Origin of the sequence: Candidatus Acidulodesulfobacterium acidiphilum, assembly GCA_008534395.1 — a bacterium.
GTDB lineage: Bacteria > SZUA-79 > SZUA-79 > Acidulodesulfobacterales > Acidulodesulfobacteraceae > Acidulodesulfobacterium_A > Acidulodesulfobacterium_A acidiphilum.
The window spans coordinates 205,134-224,631 of sequence record SHMQ01000001.1 but is presented as its reverse complement, the minus strand read 5'-3'; the positions used below and the strand labels follow the sequence as shown (position 1 = coordinate 224,631).

Here is a 19,498-nt window from a genome sequence, read left to right as displayed (position 1 = left end):
TAAATAAGATATGAATTATCTTTATTATTATATAATATAAGGTAAAAAAATGCCCTATAAAAAATTAAGGGGGGTTAATTTTATTATAGGGCATTTTGGTAAAGGTTAAAATATATACATAAAAAAAATCAATAACTGCTGTCGTCCATTTTTACCTTTAAGCCAAACTTTTTATATGCGTAAATTGCATATATTAAAACCAGCGGCAAACCGATAATAGTCGCTATTAGCATAACTAAAAGCGTTAGATGGTTTGAAGCCGAATTATATATATTTAAACTGTATTTTGTATTAATTGAAGACGGAACTATATTCGGAAATATGCCGACGGCTAAACTTGCAACAGCGCCGATAATAGCAACGATAGAATATGCAAACGGCTTTATATCGCTTGAAGACCCTGCCGTCAGTATAACTCCTATAGCCCCTATAAACATTATAACCGGAACGAGGTCGCCTATTATGCCAAAACTGTTTCCTAGAAGCCTTGGAGCAAATATCGGCGAAATTATTAAAAACAGCAAAGTTACGATTATAAAGGCTACGGCAAATCCTTTAGCGAAAGCCCTTGCCCTCTGCTGAACCTCTCCTTCGGTTTTCATAATTAAATAAGTAGAGCCGTGCATTAAAAACATGGAAAGGGATATTAGACCGCCTACCAAGCCGAAAATATTTAAGAGGCTGAAAAGCGACTGATAATCGATATGCTCTTTATTCAGCGGAACTCCCATCAATATATTTGCTATAGCCACGCCGAGCAGTAAGGCAATACCGAGACCGGTTACGGTAATGTCCGTATCCCAAAAGTTTCTCCATTTAGCACTTTCAACCTTGCTTCTAAATTCAAATGAAACCGCCCTGAATATTATCAGCCATACGACTAACATCATTGCAAGATAGAATCCGCTGAAAATCGACGCATAAACTAACGGAAAAGCCGCAAAAACTGCGCCGCCTCCAAGTATAAGCCATACCTGGTTCCCGTCCCAAACAGGACCTATTGCGTTAATAACGTATCTTTTTTCTTCATTGTTTTTAGCTATGAAATTTAAAAGTCCGCCTACGCCGTAATCGAATCCGTCCATAACCGACCAGCCCAAAATTATAACGGCAACAAGAATAAACCATAATATATTTAAGTTCATGATAATGACACCTCCTGATTATTTTAATTTGCTGCCTTTGCAGATTCGCCGGCAAGTTCGTCTTTACCTTCAACTCTTTCCTTTAGTTCCCTTTTAAACAGATAAACCGCAAAAGAAGCCAAGGTTATATAAATCAAAACAAACATAGTTATCGACAAACCTAAATCGACTGCGCTTACGTTTTTAGAAACCGAATTAAAAGTCGTCAAAAGACCGTAAACCGTAAACGGCTGTCTTCCTATTTCTGTCGTAAACCAACCTAATTCGATTGCTATTAACGGCAAAAACGTAGAAAACGATAATAATTTTAGCATTTTCGGGCTGTCGAACAGTTTGTTTTTGAGTAAAAGATATAGAGCTATAAGCATAACTAAAGCAAAATAAAATCCAAAATACATCATTATATGAAACGACCAAAACACAATCCATACGGGCGGAAACATTGCAAGAGTCAGCTTGGTGTGATCTAATTTTGAATCTTTTTTATTGATATATCTTATAGCCGCATTTAAACCCATAACTTTTGCGGCCGGATTTAAATATGAAAGCATGCTCAACATACTCGGTATTCCGATTTGCGGTCCGTTAGATTCCGTTGCATTGTTAGGCAGGGCAAAAAGCGTTTCCGGTGCATATCTCTGGGAATGCCAGAGAGCTTCCATCATTGCCAGCTTAGTCGGCTGGTATTTTACTACTTCTCTTGCTCCGATATCTCCGACTATAATCTGACCGCAGGCAACTATTACGCCGAATATAACGGCTACTTTTAAAGCCTTCCTCATTACCGTATCTTTATTGTTTTTAATTAAAAACCATGCTGCAACGCCCGCCATAAAAAAAGCTGAATACTCCCATGCGCCCATTATGACATGAGTAAATTCCGACGGAAAATAAGGATTAAATACCATCTGCCAGAAGTTTGTCATTTTAGGTATTCCATTTGAACCTATTTTGTAGCCTGCAGGCGTCTGCATCCATGAATTTGCTACTAATATCCATACTCCGGACAAAGTAGAACCGAATGCGACAAGTATGGTAGATACCCAGTGGGCTTTAGCGGAAAGCCTGTTCCATCCGAGAAGCATAACGCCCACGAAAATAGATTCCATAAAAAAAGCAAACAGCCCTTCTATTGCAAGAGGAGAACCAAATATAGCCCCTACAAAAGACGAATACTGCGCCCAGTTCGTTCCGAACTGAAACTCCATAACGATTCCCGATGCAACGCCTACGACAAAGTTAATAGCAAATAATTTTGCAAAAAAACGGGTAATTCTTAAGTACTCTTGATCTTTGGTAAAAACGTAAGTTCCTTCGGTTATTACTAAAAGCAAGCCCAAACCGATGGTCAAGGGCGGGTAAAGAAAGTGGAAAAAGGCCGTCATTCCAAACTGGATACGCGCCAGTAATAAAGCTGTACTATCCATAAAGCACCCCTTAAAGTTAGAAAAAAATTAAATTAAAATTATATAAGAACAAATGTAAAACTCAACTCTATATCAAAAACAATTAAAATAAAATTAAATAAGTGATATATTTTATTAATCAATTAAAATTTAATATTATTTAATAAAATTTTATCTCATAATTGAAAATTGTCAAAAAAATAATCAGGATAAATTTAATCCTATTTATCTTATTTATACCACATGTAAAAAATTTGTCAAGAAAAAATATTAAAAGATGTTAAAATTATTTGGTTTTTACTTCTTAGTGAGCTTCCGCCCAGTTTTTTGCGGTACCTATATTTACGGACAGCGGAACGCCTGACAGAAGATTTTGATCGGTCATTAGGGGAGCGATGACTTTTGCGAAGCTGTTCGCTATTGATTCTTCTATTTCGAATATCAGTTCGTCGTGAACCTGCAGGAGCATTGTTGCGGAGTTTTTTAAAATTTCGTCGTTTTGAATGTATTTATAAATATTTACCATGGCAATTTTAATTATATCGGAGGCGGTTCCTTGAATAGGAGCGTTTATCGCCGCCCTTTCCGAAAACGAAGATAAATTTCTTATTCGGGAATTTATGTTTTCTATATAGCATTTTCTTCCGAAAGCCGTTCTGACGAATCCGTTTGTCTTTGCCTCTTTAACCGTTTTTTCCATATATTCTTTAATTGCGGGATGGTTTTTAAAATATAAATCTATATAATGCCTTGCTTCCTCCGATGAAATACCGAGTTCTTTGGATAAGCCGAAAGGGCTCATGCCGTAAATTATTCCAAAATTAATTACTTTTGCCTTTCTCCTCATATCTTTATCGACGGCATCGGCGCCGACACCGAAAATTTCCCCCGCAGTTTTTGCGTGAATATCTTCGTTATTTTTAAAACTTTCGATTAAGGATTTATCCCCTGAAATAGATGCCATTACCCTTAAATCAATCTGGGAATAATCCGCAGAAAGAAGAATACAGCCGTCTTTAGCTATAAAAGAGCGCCTTATTTTAATCCCTTCTTCTCCCGAAACGGGAATATTCTGAAGATTTGGGCTCTGGCTTGCAAGCCTTCCGGTAGAAGTAGTTATTTGAGAAAAAGAAGTGTGAACCCTGTCGTATTTGTCTATTTCCCTTAGAAGCACGTCGACGAAAGCCGTTTTAAGCTTAACCTTGTTCCTGTAAGATATTAAACTGTCCAAAAATAAAAGATAATCTCTTAAGGTTTTATCTTCATTGCCGTTTCCGAGAAGTATTTCAAATTCTGCTTTTAACGTCTGAAGAACTTCTATATCGGTGCTGTTTTTTTTGACGCGCTTAAAGTTCATCTCGTCGAACATAATTGCGCTAAGCTGTTTAGGCGAATTAATATTAAATTCTCTGCCTGCGATTTTATGTATTATTCCGGTAAGTTTTTTTGAGTCGGAATCTAATGATGCCGATAAAGACATAAGCATATCTTTGTCCACTTTAAATCCGGCTTTTTCCATTTCGAAAAGGACCGCCGAAAGCGGCATATCGACTTCGTTGAACAGGCGTTTTAAAGCATCGTCGGTTTCTATTTCGGCTTTCAAAATTTTATACAATCGATAGACGGTAAGAGCATAATTGTTTGATTCTTCAGATTTTAACGGCTTAAGCTTTTCTTGAAATTCCGCTTCGATATCTTCGAAAGTATGTTTGTGTTTTATAGGATTCAAAAGATAGGATGCTATTTTTATATCGAAATAAAGTCCGTTGAATTCGATTCCGTTATTTTCCAAAAACAGTTTTGCGGCATTAAGTCCGCACCCTATTTTTAAAACGGAAGCGTCTTTTAATAAATCCTTTAAACGTTTGCCTTCATAAATATCTTTAAGCCCGTAAGATACAGGCCCTGTTTCTTTAGAATAAATATATATGGGATTTGATTCGTCGTCGAATAATTCTTTCTTTTTTTCTGTAAAATCGACGTAAACAGAAAGAAATTCGCCGTCTTCTGAATAATTTTGAGAAACGGCTTGGATAGTATTCTCGGTATATTCCGTATCTTTATCCGACTCTTCCGTTTTATTATTTTCGACTCCTAAATCTTTTATAAGCGAATTAAATTCAAGCTCTTTAAAAACTTTATAAAGACCGGCCTTGTTTTTTTCTTTTAAAGCAAAATCTTCAATGACATTAAATACTTTACTATTTTCCAAAGATTTTCCCGAACCGGGAATAAAATACGCTTCATTTAAGCTAATATCTTCATAGAAAGATGCAAGCTCTAAACTTTTATAAGCATCTTCTTTGTATATTAATAAAAGTTCTTTAAGCTTAGGCTTCTTAATATTATCTATGTTTTTATAAATGCCGTCTAAATTTTTATATTCTTTAATAAGCGCAAATGCAGTTTTCTCGCCAATCCCTTTAATTCCTGGTATATTATCCGACGCATCTCCCATAAGCGCCAAAACATATCTGTATTCTTCCGGCTTGATTCCGTTTTCTTCCTCAAAAATATTTTTTGTGATAATTTTATTTTTAAGGGCATCGTACATAAAAACTTTATCGGAGAGCAGTTGTTTAAGGTCTTTATCGCTGCTAACTATACAGATAGACGCATCGCCGCCTTCAAAGTTTTTTACCGTTCGGGCTATTAAATCGTCCGCCTCGTATCCGTTAAGCTTAAACGTTTCAAACCCCAGCAGATAAGAAATATCGGTTAGGTAATCGACCTGCGAAACCAAATCTTCGGGCATTCCTTTTCTATTGGCTTTATAAGCCTCGTACGACTGCTTCCTGAAACTTTCTTCGGAATCGAACAGGCATGCGCCGTATTTTATATCCGCTTCTTTAATTAGCTTCATAAGCATCCTGGTATATCCCAAAGCGGCGCCTGTAGGTTTTCCTTTTGAATTTGTAAGCGGAGGAAGGGCATAAAATGCCCTGTAAAAATAGGAACTGGAATCTATCAAAAAAAGATCGGCTTTAATGCTGTCTTTTTCCATGTTTTTTATTTATTTCTTGGAACGTCTATTACGTGGGTAAAGGCAAATCTATCGCCGAGCCTGTCGCCTTCCGGACTTTTCATAATAAAATATATTTCCGCCGCATATATAATAGCGCCGATTACGACCAATAAAAAATACCCTACTAAAGGTATAAAAGAAAAAAGCAGGGGTACGGCAATAAAAGAATTTCTTATAATGGATTCTTTAAACTCCGGCTGTTTATTATCTATGCCGGTCGTAACTTTTAATCCTATCAGCCTTTTGCCTAAGCTAGCCCCGTCAAAAAAGCCGTCGGCAATCAGCAGATAAAGAACTCCGGCCAGATAACCGTAAGGATAAAACATCTCGCTTAAAAAACCGAATATCAGCAAATCTATAGTCTTTGCGATAAATCTGTGAAGGACGTTTGCTTTTTTATTCATAAATCAATTTATTATAGTAATTATTTATCGCCGATTAAAGCGCTTCTTCCTCTTAGCGGTTCGTAAATACAGTAAGGCTCTTCTTCCATATAATCTCCTTTTTCGTAATAAGCTCTTGCCCTGCAGCCTTCACAGACTTTTTTATATTCGCATATACCGCATTTGCCCTTTAAAAGTCCCGTATCCCTTAAATTTAAAAATACCTCGGAACCATTCCATATCTCTTCGGCAGACTGCTTTGTAACGTCTCCCGCCTGAACGGGAAGATATCCGCACGGCTGGACTATTCCCTTTCTCGATATAAACATCACTCCGCTTCCGGCAAGGCATCCTTTGGTAACTGCATTCATTCCGTGCGTTTCAGGAGTTATAGTTATGCCTGCGTCTTTTGCCTTTTTATGCATAATTCTAAAAAAATGAGGCGCGCAGGTCGCTTTTAATTCTATTTTACCTCTAAACTCCATAGTCTTGTCGTAAAACCAGGAAAGTATATCTTCATATTTCTGCTTATCGAGCATCTGGGAATCGGCAATTTGAACTCCGCAACCTACCGGCACAAGCATAAATATATGCAGGGCTTTTAAATTGTTTTTAATAGCTAATTCAAGTATATCCGGTACTTCGTCTTCATTATGCCTTGCTATAGTCGTGTTTACCTGAACTTCTATGCCTTCTTTCTGCAGATTTTTAATTCCGTTAAAAGCGCTCTCGAAAGAACCCGGTATCATCCTGAATGAATCGTGGGTTTTGGCGTTTGAACCGTCAAGACTTATAGAGACTCTTTTAATACCGCTTCCTATAATCCGCTTTGCAACTTTTTCGTCGACTAAAGTTCCGTTGGTGGCAAGCGCCACTCTTAAGCCTTTTTTAGTCGCATATTCGGCTATATCGAAAATATCTTCCCTGTAAAGCGGCTCGCCTCCCGTTAAAATAAGTATCGGACTGCTGAACTTGCATAAATCGTCTATGACGCTGAAACATTTTTCCGTCGAAAGTTCGTCTTCCTGTCTTTCCATCTGCGCTTCCGCCCTGCAGTGAACGCATTTAAGGTTGCATCTTGCGGTAAGCTCCCAGAAAACCAATCTTAGTTCGTTTTTTTTGGGCATTGCTCCGCCGTGCGTCATGCCTGCCGGATGACCATGCGGATTAGACATATGGTTATTTTGCATCGTGTATCTCCTCTTCGGTCAAATAGCAGGCCGGATCCGGCGACCATAAGTCGTCTTCTTTCGCTTCGGACCTTACTCTGAAATTTCCGTTGCATATATCGAGCCATTTACAGGTTTTACATTTTCCTTTTACGTATTCTTTTTTGTTTTTAAGCTGTTTCATTAAAGGATTTGAGGTGTCCGTCCATATTTCGCTGAATTTTCTTTCCTTCACGTTTCCGAAAGAATAGTGCCTCCAAAACTGGTCGGCATAAACTTCGCCGTCCCAGCTGACGCATCCTATGCCTACTCCGGAACTGTTTCCGCCGTTCATTTTAAGCAGGCTCATAACGTTTGCGGCTTCTTCGGTTTTGCCTTCTTTTAAAAGTTTTAAATAAATATAAGGACCGTCGGCATGGTTGTCCACCGTGAGGACTTCTTTTTGATTGTCCCTTGAATAAATCTCTTTGGTCAGTTCAAGTATGGTATCTACCGTCTGCCTCGTCTCTTCATGCGTTAAGTCCTCTTCCATAAGCTTTGTTCCTCTTCCCGCATAAACAAGATGATAAAAACAGATTCTCGGAATATTTTCTTCTTCCATGAGTTTAAAAATTCCGGGTATTTCCTCTGCATTTCTTTTGTTTATCGTAAACCTGAGTCCCACCTTAATGCCCGCTTCCTTGGCATAATTTATACCTTCTATCGCTTCCCTGAAAGCGCCCTTTTTGCCCCTGAACTTGTCGTGAACCGGTTCTAAACCGTCTAAGCTTACGCCAACGTAAGATAATCCGACTTTTTTTAATTCTTTTGCCAGTTCTCTCGTAATAAGCGTTCCGTTGGTCGAAATAACCGCTCTCATTCCTTTAGACTTTGCATAAAAACACAAGTCTAAAAAATTGGGGTGCATCAAAGGTTCTCCGCCTGAAAAAAGCATAACCGGAGAGCCGAAAACGGATATATCGTCTATAAAAGCTTTTCCTTCTTCAAGAGTAAGCTCGTTGTTGTATTGAAGGTTTTTAGACTGCGAATAGCAGTGAACGCAGTTTAAATTGCAAGTTCTCGTCATGTTCCATACTATAACGGGTTTTTTATCTTCCGAAAACTGCAAAAGATGCGAAGGAAGTTTGCTGGACATGCGCCCGTATCTGAGTGCGTCCGAGGCGTGAACCCCTCCGCAGTAAAGTTTTGAAATTCCTATCATTTATATCTTCTCCTTTAGTTTTTTTTATCTTTTTTATAATAACCTAATATTCCGTCTATAAGCGAATCTATATTAACGTCTTTAGATATTATATCAGATTTTATGCCAAATCCCAACGCATATTCGGCCGTTTTGTTTCCTATGCTTGCAAACTTAACGCCTGAAGAAACGACTTTTTTCAAAAGATTTTCGTCGATATCTTTTAAAGCGTTTGCAAAATTTTCTACGGTGGAATAGCTTGTAAAAGTAACCAGAATATTTTTTAAATCTAAATTATCCGGCAGACCTATATTTTTGCCTGTTTTTTTTAGGGAAACAAAAACTTCTTTTATAGCTTCTTTAGACTCTTCCGGCACTACGGTTTCATAAACGGGCAAATTTTCGACATGGGCTCCCTTAGAAGCAAGAAATTCCGGAAGGTCTTTGTTGATTTTTAAAGCCTGCGGAAAAAGAATCTTTTTATCTTTAATATTGACGTCCTTTAAGACATCTATTATTCCGGTCTGGGAAGGCTCGGACGGAATTATATCGGGAATTACGCCGTATTTTAAAAGCTCCGTTGAGGAAACTTTGCCTACCGAAATAATTTTTTTACCTGGAAACGCTCTTGTATCCATTCCTTTTGAAAAAAAACGGCCGAAAAATCCCGAAACTGCATTTGCGCTGGTAAAAATTAAATAATCGTACTGTTTAATATTGCCTATAACTTTATCGATTTTAGTTTCATCTATATTTTTACTTTCTTTCATTATTTTTATAAGAGGAAGATTTATTACGAATGCGCCGAGCTTCTTAAGTTTTCCCGACAGCGTTCCCGATTGCCCCTCGCCTCTGGTAACTATAACGCTTAAACCGCTTAACTGCCTCGTTTCGAACCAGTTCAGCGTATTTCTTAATTTTACTACGTTGCCCACGATTAATATCATCGGACTTTTTAATCCTTTTTTTTCTACCTCTTCGGCTATAGTGCTTAAAGTGCCTACAGCGGCTTTCTGGTTTAAGGTAGTTCCTTCCTGAATAACCGCGCAGGGTGTATCTTTATCTTTTCCTGCTTCTATTAAATTTTTAGTATTGGAATCTAAATTTTTATAACCCATTAATATGACGATAGTATCGGCTCCCGCTAATCCTTTCCAGTTTATCGTGCTTTTTTCCTTATGCTCCCCCTCATGTCCCGTAACAATAGCTACCGTAGAAGCGTAATCTCTGTGGGTCAACGGTATTCCCGCATAAGCAGGAACGGCAAAGGAAGAAGAAATACCCGGTATTACCTCAAATTCGATATTGTCTTTAAACAGCCTTTCGGCTTCTTCCCCGCCTCTTCCGAAAAGATAAGGGTCGCCTCCTTTAAGCCTTAAAACGACGCTGTTGTTTTTAGCTTTTTCTGCAAGAAGTTCGTTGATGGAATATTGAGGAAGAGTGTGGTTTGAAGATCTTTTGCCGGCATAAATTATTTCGCATCCTTCTTTTGCAAAAGATAAAATTTCCTCGGAAATAAGGCTGTCGTAAATTATTACGTCGGCTTCACATAGAATTCTTTTGGTTTTAAGCGTAAGCAGTTCGGGATCTCCGGGGCCGGCTCCCGCAAGATAAACTTTACCGGTTTTTTTTACTTCTTTAGTCTTCATATGATTTTAAATTCCTTTTTAATTTTTAATTTATTATTTTACAGATTATTTTTCCCGAGTATTCCTACTGCGCCTTTTTCGATAAGTCTTAATGCCAAGCCGTTACCGATATTTTCATAATCTTCTTTCTTGCCCTTAAATTCATCTTCTAAGTATTCCCCTGCGGTATTTGAAACAAAACCTTTTATGTAAATTTCACCGTCTTTAATGTAAGCATATGCGCCTACCGGCGAAGCGCACCCGCAGTCCAATGCTCTAATGCACGCCCTTTCCGCAAAAACCGCCTTAAAAGTGTCTTCGTCGTTTAAAGGTTTCATAATTTCTTTAATATCGTCTCTGATTGTTTTATATTCCACTGCTATTACCCCCTGTCCGCACTGGGGTATATATATGGAAGGGTCTAAATAAGCGTCTATATAAGACTGAAGATTAAGCCTGGCTAATCCTGAAGATGATAAAACTATCGCATCGAAAAAACCTTTTTTAACTTTTCCCAATCTCGTATCTATATTACCTCTTAACGGCTCGAATATAAGGCCTTCTGAATATCTGTTCAAAAGAGAGCGTCTTCTTAAACTTGAAGTGCCGACGATCGCGTCTTTTTTTAAAAGTCCGGTTAAATCTTGGATATAACCCGTTAAAGGCGATTGCGGCTTTTTCTTAAGTATTATGCAGTCGCTTGGATCATCTCTTTTAAGCGTAACGCCTATTTCCAAGCCTTCCGGAATTACTTGAGGCACGTCTTTTAAGCTGTGAACGGCAATATCTATACCGCCGTTAAAAAGAGCTTCTTCTATTTCTTTGACGAACAAACCTTTTCCGCCGAAACTGCTTAACGAAGCATTTAAAATTCTATCTCCGGTCGTTTTTACCGTTATTATTTCTACGCTAACGGTTTCATTTAAACTTTCGTAATGCGATTCCAGTATGCTTTTAACTAGATTTGCCTGATATAAAGCAAGTTTGCTTCCTCTTGTTCCTAATTTAATTTTCAAAGTTCGCCTTTTATTTTACAAGTTTTATTTTAGTTTCGTTATATGACGTATCCGATTCCGCAGCATGCTTTTTAGAGGCATCTTTGGAAATATCCTGATAATCTTCTGCATCAAGATTAAAAAGAGCCTTGACGGTTTTAATAGAATTTATTCCATCAGGATTTAAACACGACTTTTTAATCAGCATTGTCGGTTCATGAAGCAGTTTGTTTGTTAATGAATTAACAACTATATCTTTTTCTTTTTCGTCGGTTATATATCTTGAAAGTTCGGATTCAAGCAGATTTTTAATTTTATTTCTTAAAGAAATTATAACAGGAACGGCATTTAGGGACTCTTTCCAGTTCATAAACTCGCCTACCGCGGCATTTATTAAATCTATAGCCGCATCGGCTTCATGCTTCCTTATTTCCATATTGTTTTCTATCATTTTCCCTATATCGTCTATGTCGAATAAATAAACGTTGGGTATTTTATTTATTTCCGGATCTATGTTTCTCGGCATAGAAATATCGATTAAAAATAAAGGTTTCTGTTTGCGCATTTTTATAACCGGTAAGATATCTTCATACTTTAATATATAATCTTCCGAACCCGTAGAACACAAAACGATATCGGAATTCGGCAAGTTTTTGTAATATTCCGAAAAATCTATTACGTTTAAATATCTTTTTTCCTTATCTTCAAAAGATTCTTCGACGAACCTGAGCGCTTTCTCGGCGGTTCTGTTTGCTATATTGATATTTTTTACGCCGTATTTTATAAAATGTTTTACTGTAAGTTTGCCCATTTCGCCTGCACCGAGAAGAAGCACTTTTTTATCTTCCAAACCGTTAAAAATTTTGCGGGACAGTTCTACGGCGGCATAGCTGACCGACACTGGAGAAGCCGCTATTTTAGTTTCCGTTCTGACCGTTTTTGCGCAGTTAAAAGCTTTATGGAACAGTTTATTTAAAAACTGGCCGCTGGTATTAAACTTGCAAGCCTCATTATAAGCTCCTTTTAACTGACCGAGTATCTGCGGCTCGCCTATTATCATGGAATCTAAACTTGACGCTACCGTAAAAAGATGTCTTACGGCATCTTCGTTGAGATGCATATATAAAATTTTTTCCTTTTCCAAATCGTCGAAAAAATATTTTGCGATGTAATTTTTAATCGCATGTCCGCCTTTTCCCTGAGTCCAGTAAGAAAGATTCATTATAAATTCGGACCTGTTGCATGTCGTAAGAACGGCTGTTTCTTTTATAAGCTGTCTGCCTGCTTCATCTTTGAGTTCAAGCAGTTTTTCGATAAACTCCCGCCTCAGTTCCGCCGTGAGAAGTTTTTTTGAAACCGTCTCCCTTTCGTTTATATTTGAGGTCTTATGATTTAACCCAATAATTAAAATATCCATGAAATTTATTATACTATAATATGTCTTAAATTTATTAATTATTCAAATCCATGAAAAGCCGGAAAAAAATAAAAAGAGAAACTTAAGCTGGCTAATATAAGCAGAAAACCTATGATGCCGAAAACAGCCGCCCTCTTTCCTCTCAGGCCTTTTGCCATCCTTTCGTGCAATAAAACGGCATAAATAAACCATGTTATCAAAGACATAATTTCAATCGGCTTTACGACCAAAAACGTTTTAAATAAAGAACTCGACAGATAAATTCCCATAACTATTCCTATAGTTATAAACGGGAAACCTACTTTTAAGCAAATATAATTTATGTTATCCAGCAGTTCCAAATTGTAGCCCACGCCTGAAGACATATCTAAAATTTTCAAATTCTTTTTATTCTTTATTTTTCTTTCCTGAAAAATATATATTAAAGAAACTATAAAAGAAAGGGCAAAAAGAGAATCGCCTATCAATATAAGCAATATATGCGTAAGAAGAATAACTCTATCGGTATTTGCCATAATCGGCATTATACGAATATGCGGAACAAAAAAAGCTATGAACAAATTTAGCGCGACTAAAGGGGTAATATATAATAAAATATATTCCACTTTATAAAAAAAACTAAATATTACTACTACCAACATTAAAATCCATGCATTAAAAAAAACGAACTTGTCTATGTGAACAGGAACGGCAAGCCCTTTAATGCCCAAAAATGTTAAAAAAATTATGCTCTGGCATATAAATCCCGCATAAACTAAATAAGTAAAAACTTTATGGAATTTTTTATCTTTAAACGTAAAAACGACATAGGATAATATATAAATAATTAAAGGAATTAAATATAATTCTTTAAGCATTATGGTTTATGCCCTCTTGATAAAATTGCTTATAAAAAGACTCGCTTCGGAAAATCGTTTATCCTTTATAATATCGAAAAGATCAGAATTTATTAATTCTTCAAAAAGCTCCTGATTTTTATTCTGCGGATATTTTTTTAATTTAATCTCTTTCCTTATAAAACCGAGGATTTTTACGTAAGTATCGTATTCTTCTCCGTAAACTTTTTCTAAATCTTCCCTGATTTTTCTGGCAAGCCTAGGACTGTGTCCGCTAGTAAAAATAGCTATGTCGAACTCGCCCCTGGAAACAAGCGCAGGAAGCGTGAAAGTACAAAAATCCGGCTTATCGGCGACATTTATTAAAATATTTCTTTTAACGCATCTTTCGTAAAGTTTTTTTTCCATATTGGAATTTTCATCTCCAGCCGATACCGCACAGAATACGGCAAACGCTCCTTTCTCATCGCCTGCTTCATATATTCTTTCTATAATTTTTAAAGCGTTTTTATCGGCAAGTTTTTTAATTTCTTCCGATACTTCAGGGGCTATAACCGTTATATCGGCTCCGCGCTCATGAAGCCTTTCGACTTTTCTGGAAGCAACCGAACCGCCGCCGACGACTAGGACTTTTTTTCCAGCAATATTAAGGTTGACGGGATAATATTTCATCAATTTTCACCGAAAACTATAGCCGAAAAAATAAGAATTTCTGCGCCTTGCTTATATGCGTCGGAGGGAAGGCCTGCTTTCATCGAAACCGCCTCCAAAAACTGTTGCCTGTCCATACCGTTTTCTGTAGCGACCTGGGGAAGCAGAACTCCGTGGCGACCGTTTTTTATAATATATAAACCGTGTTTCCCTATTTCTATTTTTTCAAGGTCGTCTATTTTTTGAAGAGGAGTCAAAACGGATATTTCAATTTTGACGTTTTTAAGTTCGACATCGTTTAGCGGCATAAATCTTGGATCGCTGAAAGCCGCTTCTTTTGCCATGTTATAAACATTTTGATAAACGGGAATATTAAAATTAAAATTGCCTATGCATCCTCTTAATTGCTCGCCTTTTGTTTTAAGGGTGACAAATACGCCCGCGTCTGCCTTAAGATTGTCGGTCAACGAAGAAATTAAATCTTTAGAGTTAATATATAAATCTCTACTGCGGTTAAAACTGTCCTCTATCGATCGTCTGGCTATTTTTAACAAAACGGATTTTTCGTTTTCCGTTAAATCGTAATTTTTCATGTTTATCGCCTCTAACAATTTTTAATTTTATATGACCATTCTATATCTACGCACTGTTTCAGCATAGCCCAAACGCTGCAATATTTATCTTTAGAAAGTTCTATAGACCTTATGACGGCCTGTTCTTCGATATTTTCTCCGGTAAATTCATAAATTACGGTTATTTTTGTAAAAACTCTGGGATGGGTATCCGCTCTTTCGCCCGTCACGTTTACTTTAAAATCGGTAATAATTTGCTTTTTTTTCTTTAAAATGGATATTATATCCATAGAACTGCATCCGGCGAGACTTACCATAATCAAATCGGTAGGTCTTATGCCTGCTTCGTCGCCTCCGGTATCTTTAGACGTATCCAATAATATAGAATAGTTTTCGTTATGTTCGGAAACTGCTTTAAATTGTAAATTTTTTAAATATTCTAATTTTATCCCCATAATGCCTCCTTACTTTCAATTTTTTTGCGTAGTACCGGAATTCAATTCTTGTACTACAATCAGATAAACTCGTCTTTTATGTCTCTTTCCAAAAGTTTTATTATGGCATCGGAAGGCTTCAGCCCTTCGTAAAGAATGGAGTAAACCACTTCGGTAATGGGCATATAAATGTTTTTTTCTTTAGCTATATTATGCACCGATTTTGTCGTCGCAACTCCTTCCGCAACCATCTTCATTCCTTTTAAAATATAATCTATATTTTCCCCTCTACCTATCCTTAGCCCCACCGTTCTGTTTCTGCTTAAGTCGGATGCTGCGGTAAGCATTAAATCGCCTATACCTGAAAGTCCGGTAAAAGTTTGACTATCCGCCCCCATAACCTCGCCGAATCTAGTCATTTCGACGATACCGCGGGTAAGAAGAGCCGCCCTGGCATTGTTGCCGAGTCCAAAACCGTCGGAAACTCCAGCTGCAATAGCAATTACGTTTTTAAGCGAACCTCCAAGCTCTACCCCTTTAACGTCGTTTAAAGTATATACTCTAAAGTGTACCGCTTTTTTAAAAAAATTTTTTATTTCATTTAAAATTTCATTGTTTTGCGATGCAATGCATACTGCGGTAGGCAGATACCTTGAAACTTCCGCCGCAAAACTAGGACCGCTTAAAACTGCATATCTTTCTAACATTTTATCTCCGAATACGCTTTTAAAAACCTCGCTCGGCAAATTCATGGACTCGTCTCCCATCCCTTTAGCGGTGTTTAAAAATATATACGAGCCGAAATCAAATTTATCTTCCTTTTTTTTTATATCTAAAAGAGTACTCTTTAGCGCCTTGGACGGAACGGTTAAAAATATAATTTTACAATTTTTAAAAACGGTTTCATAATCGTCTGTTACCGTTATATTTTCGTCCAGCCTGACATCCTTTAGATAGTATTCGTTATATCTTTTTATTTTTAATTCTTCGGCAAACTCTTTATTCCTGCATTTTAAATAAACTTCGTCCGCAAATTTTGAAAAATTAACGGCTAAAGCCGTTCCAAAACTCCCCGAACCGATAATTCCCACGGTTTTATTCATAATCTTCCGTCATTAAATCGTTTGACGATATTACGGCGCTGACTACTCTTTCGGTTTCGTCCAAATTGACTAATTTAACGCCCATAGTGTTTCTTCCTATGCTTCTTAAATTAGACTCGTTAATCCTTATAATTTTACCGTTAGAGGTTATTAAGATTATATCGTTATCTCCCGAAGCTTTAAGCACGGAAACGACAAATCCGTTTCTCGCTCCCGTTTTAACGGCTATTATCCCCTTGCCGCCCCTGCTCTGCTTCCTAAATTCGGTCATGATAGTTTTTTTGCCGTAACCTTTTTCCGTTATAGAGACAAGATAATCGTTTTCCGAAGAAAGAACGTCCATAGACACCACCTCGTCGTTTTTTGAAAGAGCTATGCCTCTTACGCCCATAGCTCCCCTTCCAAGCGTTCTAAAATTATCCACGTCCGCGCAAAGGGATTTTCCGTTTTTCGTAGCGATAACTACAAGCTGATTTTTTAAGGCATTGTCAACTATCCTGGTACTTATGACTTCGTCGCCTTCTTTAAGTTTTATGGCTATTAAACCGTTTTTTCTGATATTTGAAAACTTATCTAAAGATGTTTTTATTATCTGCCCCTTTTTAGTTGCTATAAATATAGAGTAATTAACGTCGAAACTTTTAATAGGAAGCACTGACGAAACGGTTTCTTTTTCTTTTAAGCTAAGAAGATTTACTATCGGTTTGCCTTTCGAGGTTTTAAGAGTTTCCGGTATAGCGTAAACGTTTAATTTATACGCGTTTCCAAAATTTGAAATGAAAAGAATATTATCATGCGTATTTGCGCAAAAAGAACTTGCCACAAAATCTTCTTCTTTGGATTTTATGCCCGTCTGACCTTTGCCTCCCCTGTTTTGAGCCTTGAAAGTCGAAAGTTTGGTTCTTTTAATGTAGCCGTTTTCCGTCATCATAACTATCATTGCTTCATTGGGAATAAGATCTATCAGTTCTGTTTCGTTTTCCTCCGGCACTATCTCCGTCTTTCTTTCGTCGCCGAATTTCTCTCTTATAATTTTAAGCTCTTCTTTTATAACGTCTTTTATAAGTTTTTCGCTGGCAAGCAGTTCTCTTAATTTTTTTACTTTATCCAATATTTCTTCGTATTCTTTAATAATATGTTCGCGTTCAAGATTAGTGATTTTTTCCAATTTTAAGTCGAGTACCGCCCGTGCCTGAATTTCGGAAAAGCTGTATTTCTGCATAAGACGTTCTTTGGCGGCGGAAGGAGATGCAGAAGTTTTAATGAGTTCTATAACTTCGTCTATATTTTGCGCTACGACTTTAAAGGCCTCCAATATATGAAGACGCGCTTCGGCCTTTTTCAGTTCGAATATCGTTCTTTTCGTTACGACTTCTTTTCTGAAATCTACGAAAAGAGCCAGCATATCCTTTATATTTAAAATTTTAGGCTGGTTATTTACTATCGCAAGAAAAATTACTCCGAAAGTTTCCTCGAGTTGGGTGTGTTTAAACAGGTTGTTCATTACGACGGTTTCGTTTGCGTCTCTTTTTAGTTCTATAACTACCCTCATTCCCTCCCTGTCCGATTCGTCGCGAAGATCCGATATCCCTTCTATTTTTTTTTCCTTTACGAGTTCCGCTATGCGTTCAAGTATTTTAGACTTGTTGACCTGATATGGTATCTCCGTAATAATTATTTTTGCTTTTTCAAAATGATGTCTTGCCCTTACTTTAACTAGCCCTCTTCCCGTGTTAAAATAATTATTGATTCCCGAATAACCGTAAATAATGCCTCCGGTAGGAAAATCGGGGCCTTTAATTATTTGCATAAGTTCGTCTATAACGCATTCCGGATTATCCATATAATAAAGAACTGCATCCACGGCTTCCGTAAGATTATGCGGCGGTATATTTGATGACATGCCGACCGCTATTCCCGACGAACCATTAACTAAAAGATTCGGAAATTTAGCCGGCAAAACTGCAGGTTCTTGCAAAGAACCATCATAGTTCGGAGTAAAATCTACGGTTTCAAAATCTATATCGTCTAAAAGGAAAGACGAAAGCTTAGTCATCCTTATTTCCGTATATCTCATAGCCGCAGGCGGATCGCCGTCTATAGAACCAAAGTTTCCCTGTCCGTCGACGAGAGGATATCTTAAAGAAAAATCCTGCGCCATCCTGACGGTTGCATCGTAAACCGCCGCATCGCCGTGAGGATGATATTTACCTATAACGTCTCCGACGATTCTTGCGGATTTTTTATACGGTTTATTAAAATCATTGCCTATTTCGTTCATAGCAAAAAGAATTCTTCTGTGAACGGGCTTTAATCCGTCTTTTACTTCGGGAAGCGCCCTGCCTATAATAACGCTCATCGCGTAATCTAAGTAGGACTGCCTCATCTCGTCTTCAATGTTAATGTTGATAATGCTTGTTTGTTCCAAAATTTTTCTCCTTTGTATTTATTTATTTAAATACGGGGTAGAATGCAATTCTGTCCTCGTCACAAATTGATTATTATCCGCCGATTGAGTTCATAAAATCGTTTGCCCAAGAAATATCTCCTTTTTTTTCCGTTTTTTCTTTAAAGTTATGCTTAAAATGTTTTAACTTAACTATATTAGAAATTTTTTCGAAAACAATTTCGTCGTCGCTCTCTTTTAAAATATCTTTAATATTGTACTCCTCGTCATAAAAAAGACACAGCCTGAGATTTCCCGAGGCAGTCAGCCTTAGCCTGTTGCAATCGCCGCAAAAATGCTCGGACATAGGACTTATAAAACCTATAACCGCATCATTATCGTCAAAACCGAAAATCCTGCTTACTCCATCGTAAACGCTTAATTTATTGTCGTAAACATTTTCGTCCGATACGTTATTATATTTTATTTTTGATTTCTTAGGCTTAAAATCATCAAACTCTAATTTTATTTTTTCTTCTATCTCTTGCGACGACACTGCATCCGCTATATTGCCTCCGATTGGCATATATTCTATAAATCTTAAATTAAGTTCAAATTTTCTTGCAAAATTTACGAAATCTATAATTTCGTCGTCGTTGATTCCTCTTATTAAAACAGTATTGATTTTAATCGGATTATAGCCTATTTTTTTTGCAAGCTCTATGTTCTTCAAGACGGTTTCAAGTCTGCCGGTTCTTGTAATTTTTTTGAACTTTTCTTCGTTTAAAGAATCTAAGCTTATATTGATTCTTTTTAATCCCGCATCGAATAGACCGTGGGCATATTTATCTAAAAGAATGCCGTTAGTCGTCATAGAAATATTGTTTATATCTTTTATTTCCGAAAGTTTTTGCACAAAACCGATTAGGCCTTTTCTAGCCAAAGGTTCTCCCCCCGTGATCCTGACTTTGTTTAAGCCGTGTATTGAAAGAATGCGCACTAACCTTAAGATATCTTCGTATGAAATAATATCTTCGTGTTTTATAATGGAAACGCCGGATTCAGGCATGCAGTAAACGCATCTTAAATTGCACCTGTCGGTAACGCTTATTCTAAGATACGTTAATCTTCTGCCGTATCCGTCAACTAAATTATTAAATTTATACAT

General features: G+C 37.1%; 16 protein-coding genes. All 16 read right to left on the bottom strand.

The genetic code is table 11. The features are described 5' to 3' along the window. Positions 1-128 precede the first annotated feature (128 nt). The gene (cydB, locus tag EVJ48_01170; protein ID RZV40558.1) at positions 129-1,145 is read right to left on the bottom strand and encodes a cytochrome d ubiquinol oxidase subunit II; all 1,017 of its coding nucleotides are present in this window, start codon (positions 1,143-1,145) and stop codon (positions 129-131) included. A gap of 23 nt (positions 1,146-1,168) precedes the next feature. Beyond that, complete coding sequence (locus EVJ48_01165) at positions 1,169-2,572, bottom strand: cytochrome ubiquinol oxidase subunit I (GenBank protein RZV40557.1); 1,404 nt, start codon at positions 2,570-2,572, stop codon at positions 1,169-1,171. Positions 2,573-2,855: 283 nt separating this feature from the next. After that, positions 2,856-5,555: a DNA polymerase I gene (gene polA, locus EVJ48_01160; GenBank protein RZV40556.1), complete on the bottom strand. Its 2,700-nt coding sequence runs from the start codon at positions 5,553-5,555 to the stop codon at positions 2,856-2,858. 5 nt (positions 5,556-5,560) lie between these two features. After that, the gene (locus EVJ48_01155; GenBank protein RZV40555.1) at positions 5,561-5,980 is read right to left on the bottom strand and encodes a hypothetical protein; all 420 of its coding nucleotides are present in this window, start codon (positions 5,978-5,980) and stop codon (positions 5,561-5,563) included. Positions 5,981-6,000: 20 nt separating this feature from the next. Then, positions 6,001-7,104, bottom strand: a complete 1,104-nt coding sequence (locus tag EVJ48_01150; protein RZV40581.1) for a radical SAM protein — start codon at positions 7,102-7,104, stop codon at positions 6,001-6,003. 34 nt (positions 7,105-7,138) lie between these two features. Further along, a complete protein-coding gene (gene ahbC, locus EVJ48_01145; GenBank protein RZV40554.1) occupies positions 7,139-8,329 on the bottom strand; it encodes a 12,18-didecarboxysiroheme deacetylase in 1,191 nt (396 codons plus the stop codon). Positions 8,330-8,343: 14 nt separating this feature from the next. Continuing rightward, a complete protein-coding gene (cobA, locus tag EVJ48_01140) occupies positions 8,344-9,957 on the bottom strand; it encodes a uroporphyrinogen-III C-methyltransferase (protein ID RZV40553.1) in 1,614 nt (537 codons plus the stop codon). A 38-nt stretch (positions 9,958-9,995) separates the two neighbouring features. Next, positions 9,996-10,952 (bottom strand): hydroxymethylbilane synthase, encoded by a 957-nt coding sequence (gene hemC, locus EVJ48_01135; protein RZV40552.1) that lies wholly within the window; start codon positions 10,950-10,952, stop codon positions 9,996-9,998. A gap of 10 nt (positions 10,953-10,962) precedes the next feature. Next, entirely contained in the window at positions 10,963-12,348 is a 1,386-nt protein-coding gene (locus tag EVJ48_01130; protein RZV40551.1) for a glutamyl-tRNA reductase, read from the bottom strand. Positions 12,349-12,386: 38 nt separating this feature from the next. Further along, complete coding sequence (locus EVJ48_01125; GenBank protein ID RZV40550.1) at positions 12,387-13,205, bottom strand: hypothetical protein; 819 nt, start codon at positions 13,203-13,205, stop codon at positions 12,387-12,389. A 6-nt stretch (positions 13,206-13,211) separates the two neighbouring features. Next, complete coding sequence (locus tag EVJ48_01120; GenBank protein RZV40549.1) at positions 13,212-13,856, bottom strand: bifunctional precorrin-2 dehydrogenase/sirohydrochlorin ferrochelatase; 645 nt, start codon at positions 13,854-13,856, stop codon at positions 13,212-13,214. Then, on the bottom strand, positions 13,856-14,428 hold the full coding sequence (gene amrA / locus EVJ48_01115; protein RZV40548.1) for an AmmeMemoRadiSam system protein A: 573 nt from the start codon (positions 14,426-14,428) through the stop codon (positions 13,856-13,858). The genes EVJ48_01120 and amrA overlap by 1 nt, the downstream gene beginning before the upstream one ends. An 11-nt stretch (positions 14,429-14,439) precedes the next feature. Beyond that, positions 14,440-14,862, bottom strand: a complete 423-nt coding sequence (locus tag EVJ48_01110) for an OsmC family peroxiredoxin (protein RZV40547.1) — start codon at positions 14,860-14,862, stop codon at positions 14,440-14,442. A 59-nt stretch (positions 14,863-14,921) separates the two neighbouring features. Further along, positions 14,922-15,944, bottom strand: a complete 1,023-nt coding sequence (locus tag EVJ48_01105; GenBank protein ID RZV40546.1) for an NAD(P)-dependent glycerol-3-phosphate dehydrogenase — start codon at positions 15,942-15,944, stop codon at positions 14,922-14,924. After that, on the bottom strand, positions 15,937-18,330 hold the full coding sequence (gene gyrA / locus EVJ48_01100; GenBank protein ID RZV40580.1) for a DNA gyrase subunit A: 2,394 nt from the start codon (positions 18,328-18,330) through the stop codon (positions 15,937-15,939). The genes EVJ48_01105 and gyrA overlap by 8 nt, the downstream gene beginning before the upstream one ends. 115 nt (positions 18,331-18,445) lie before the next feature. Further along, positions 18,446-19,498: a GTP 3',8-cyclase MoaA gene (moaA, locus tag EVJ48_01095; protein RZV40545.1), complete on the bottom strand. Its 1,053-nt coding sequence runs from the start codon at positions 19,496-19,498 to the stop codon at positions 18,446-18,448.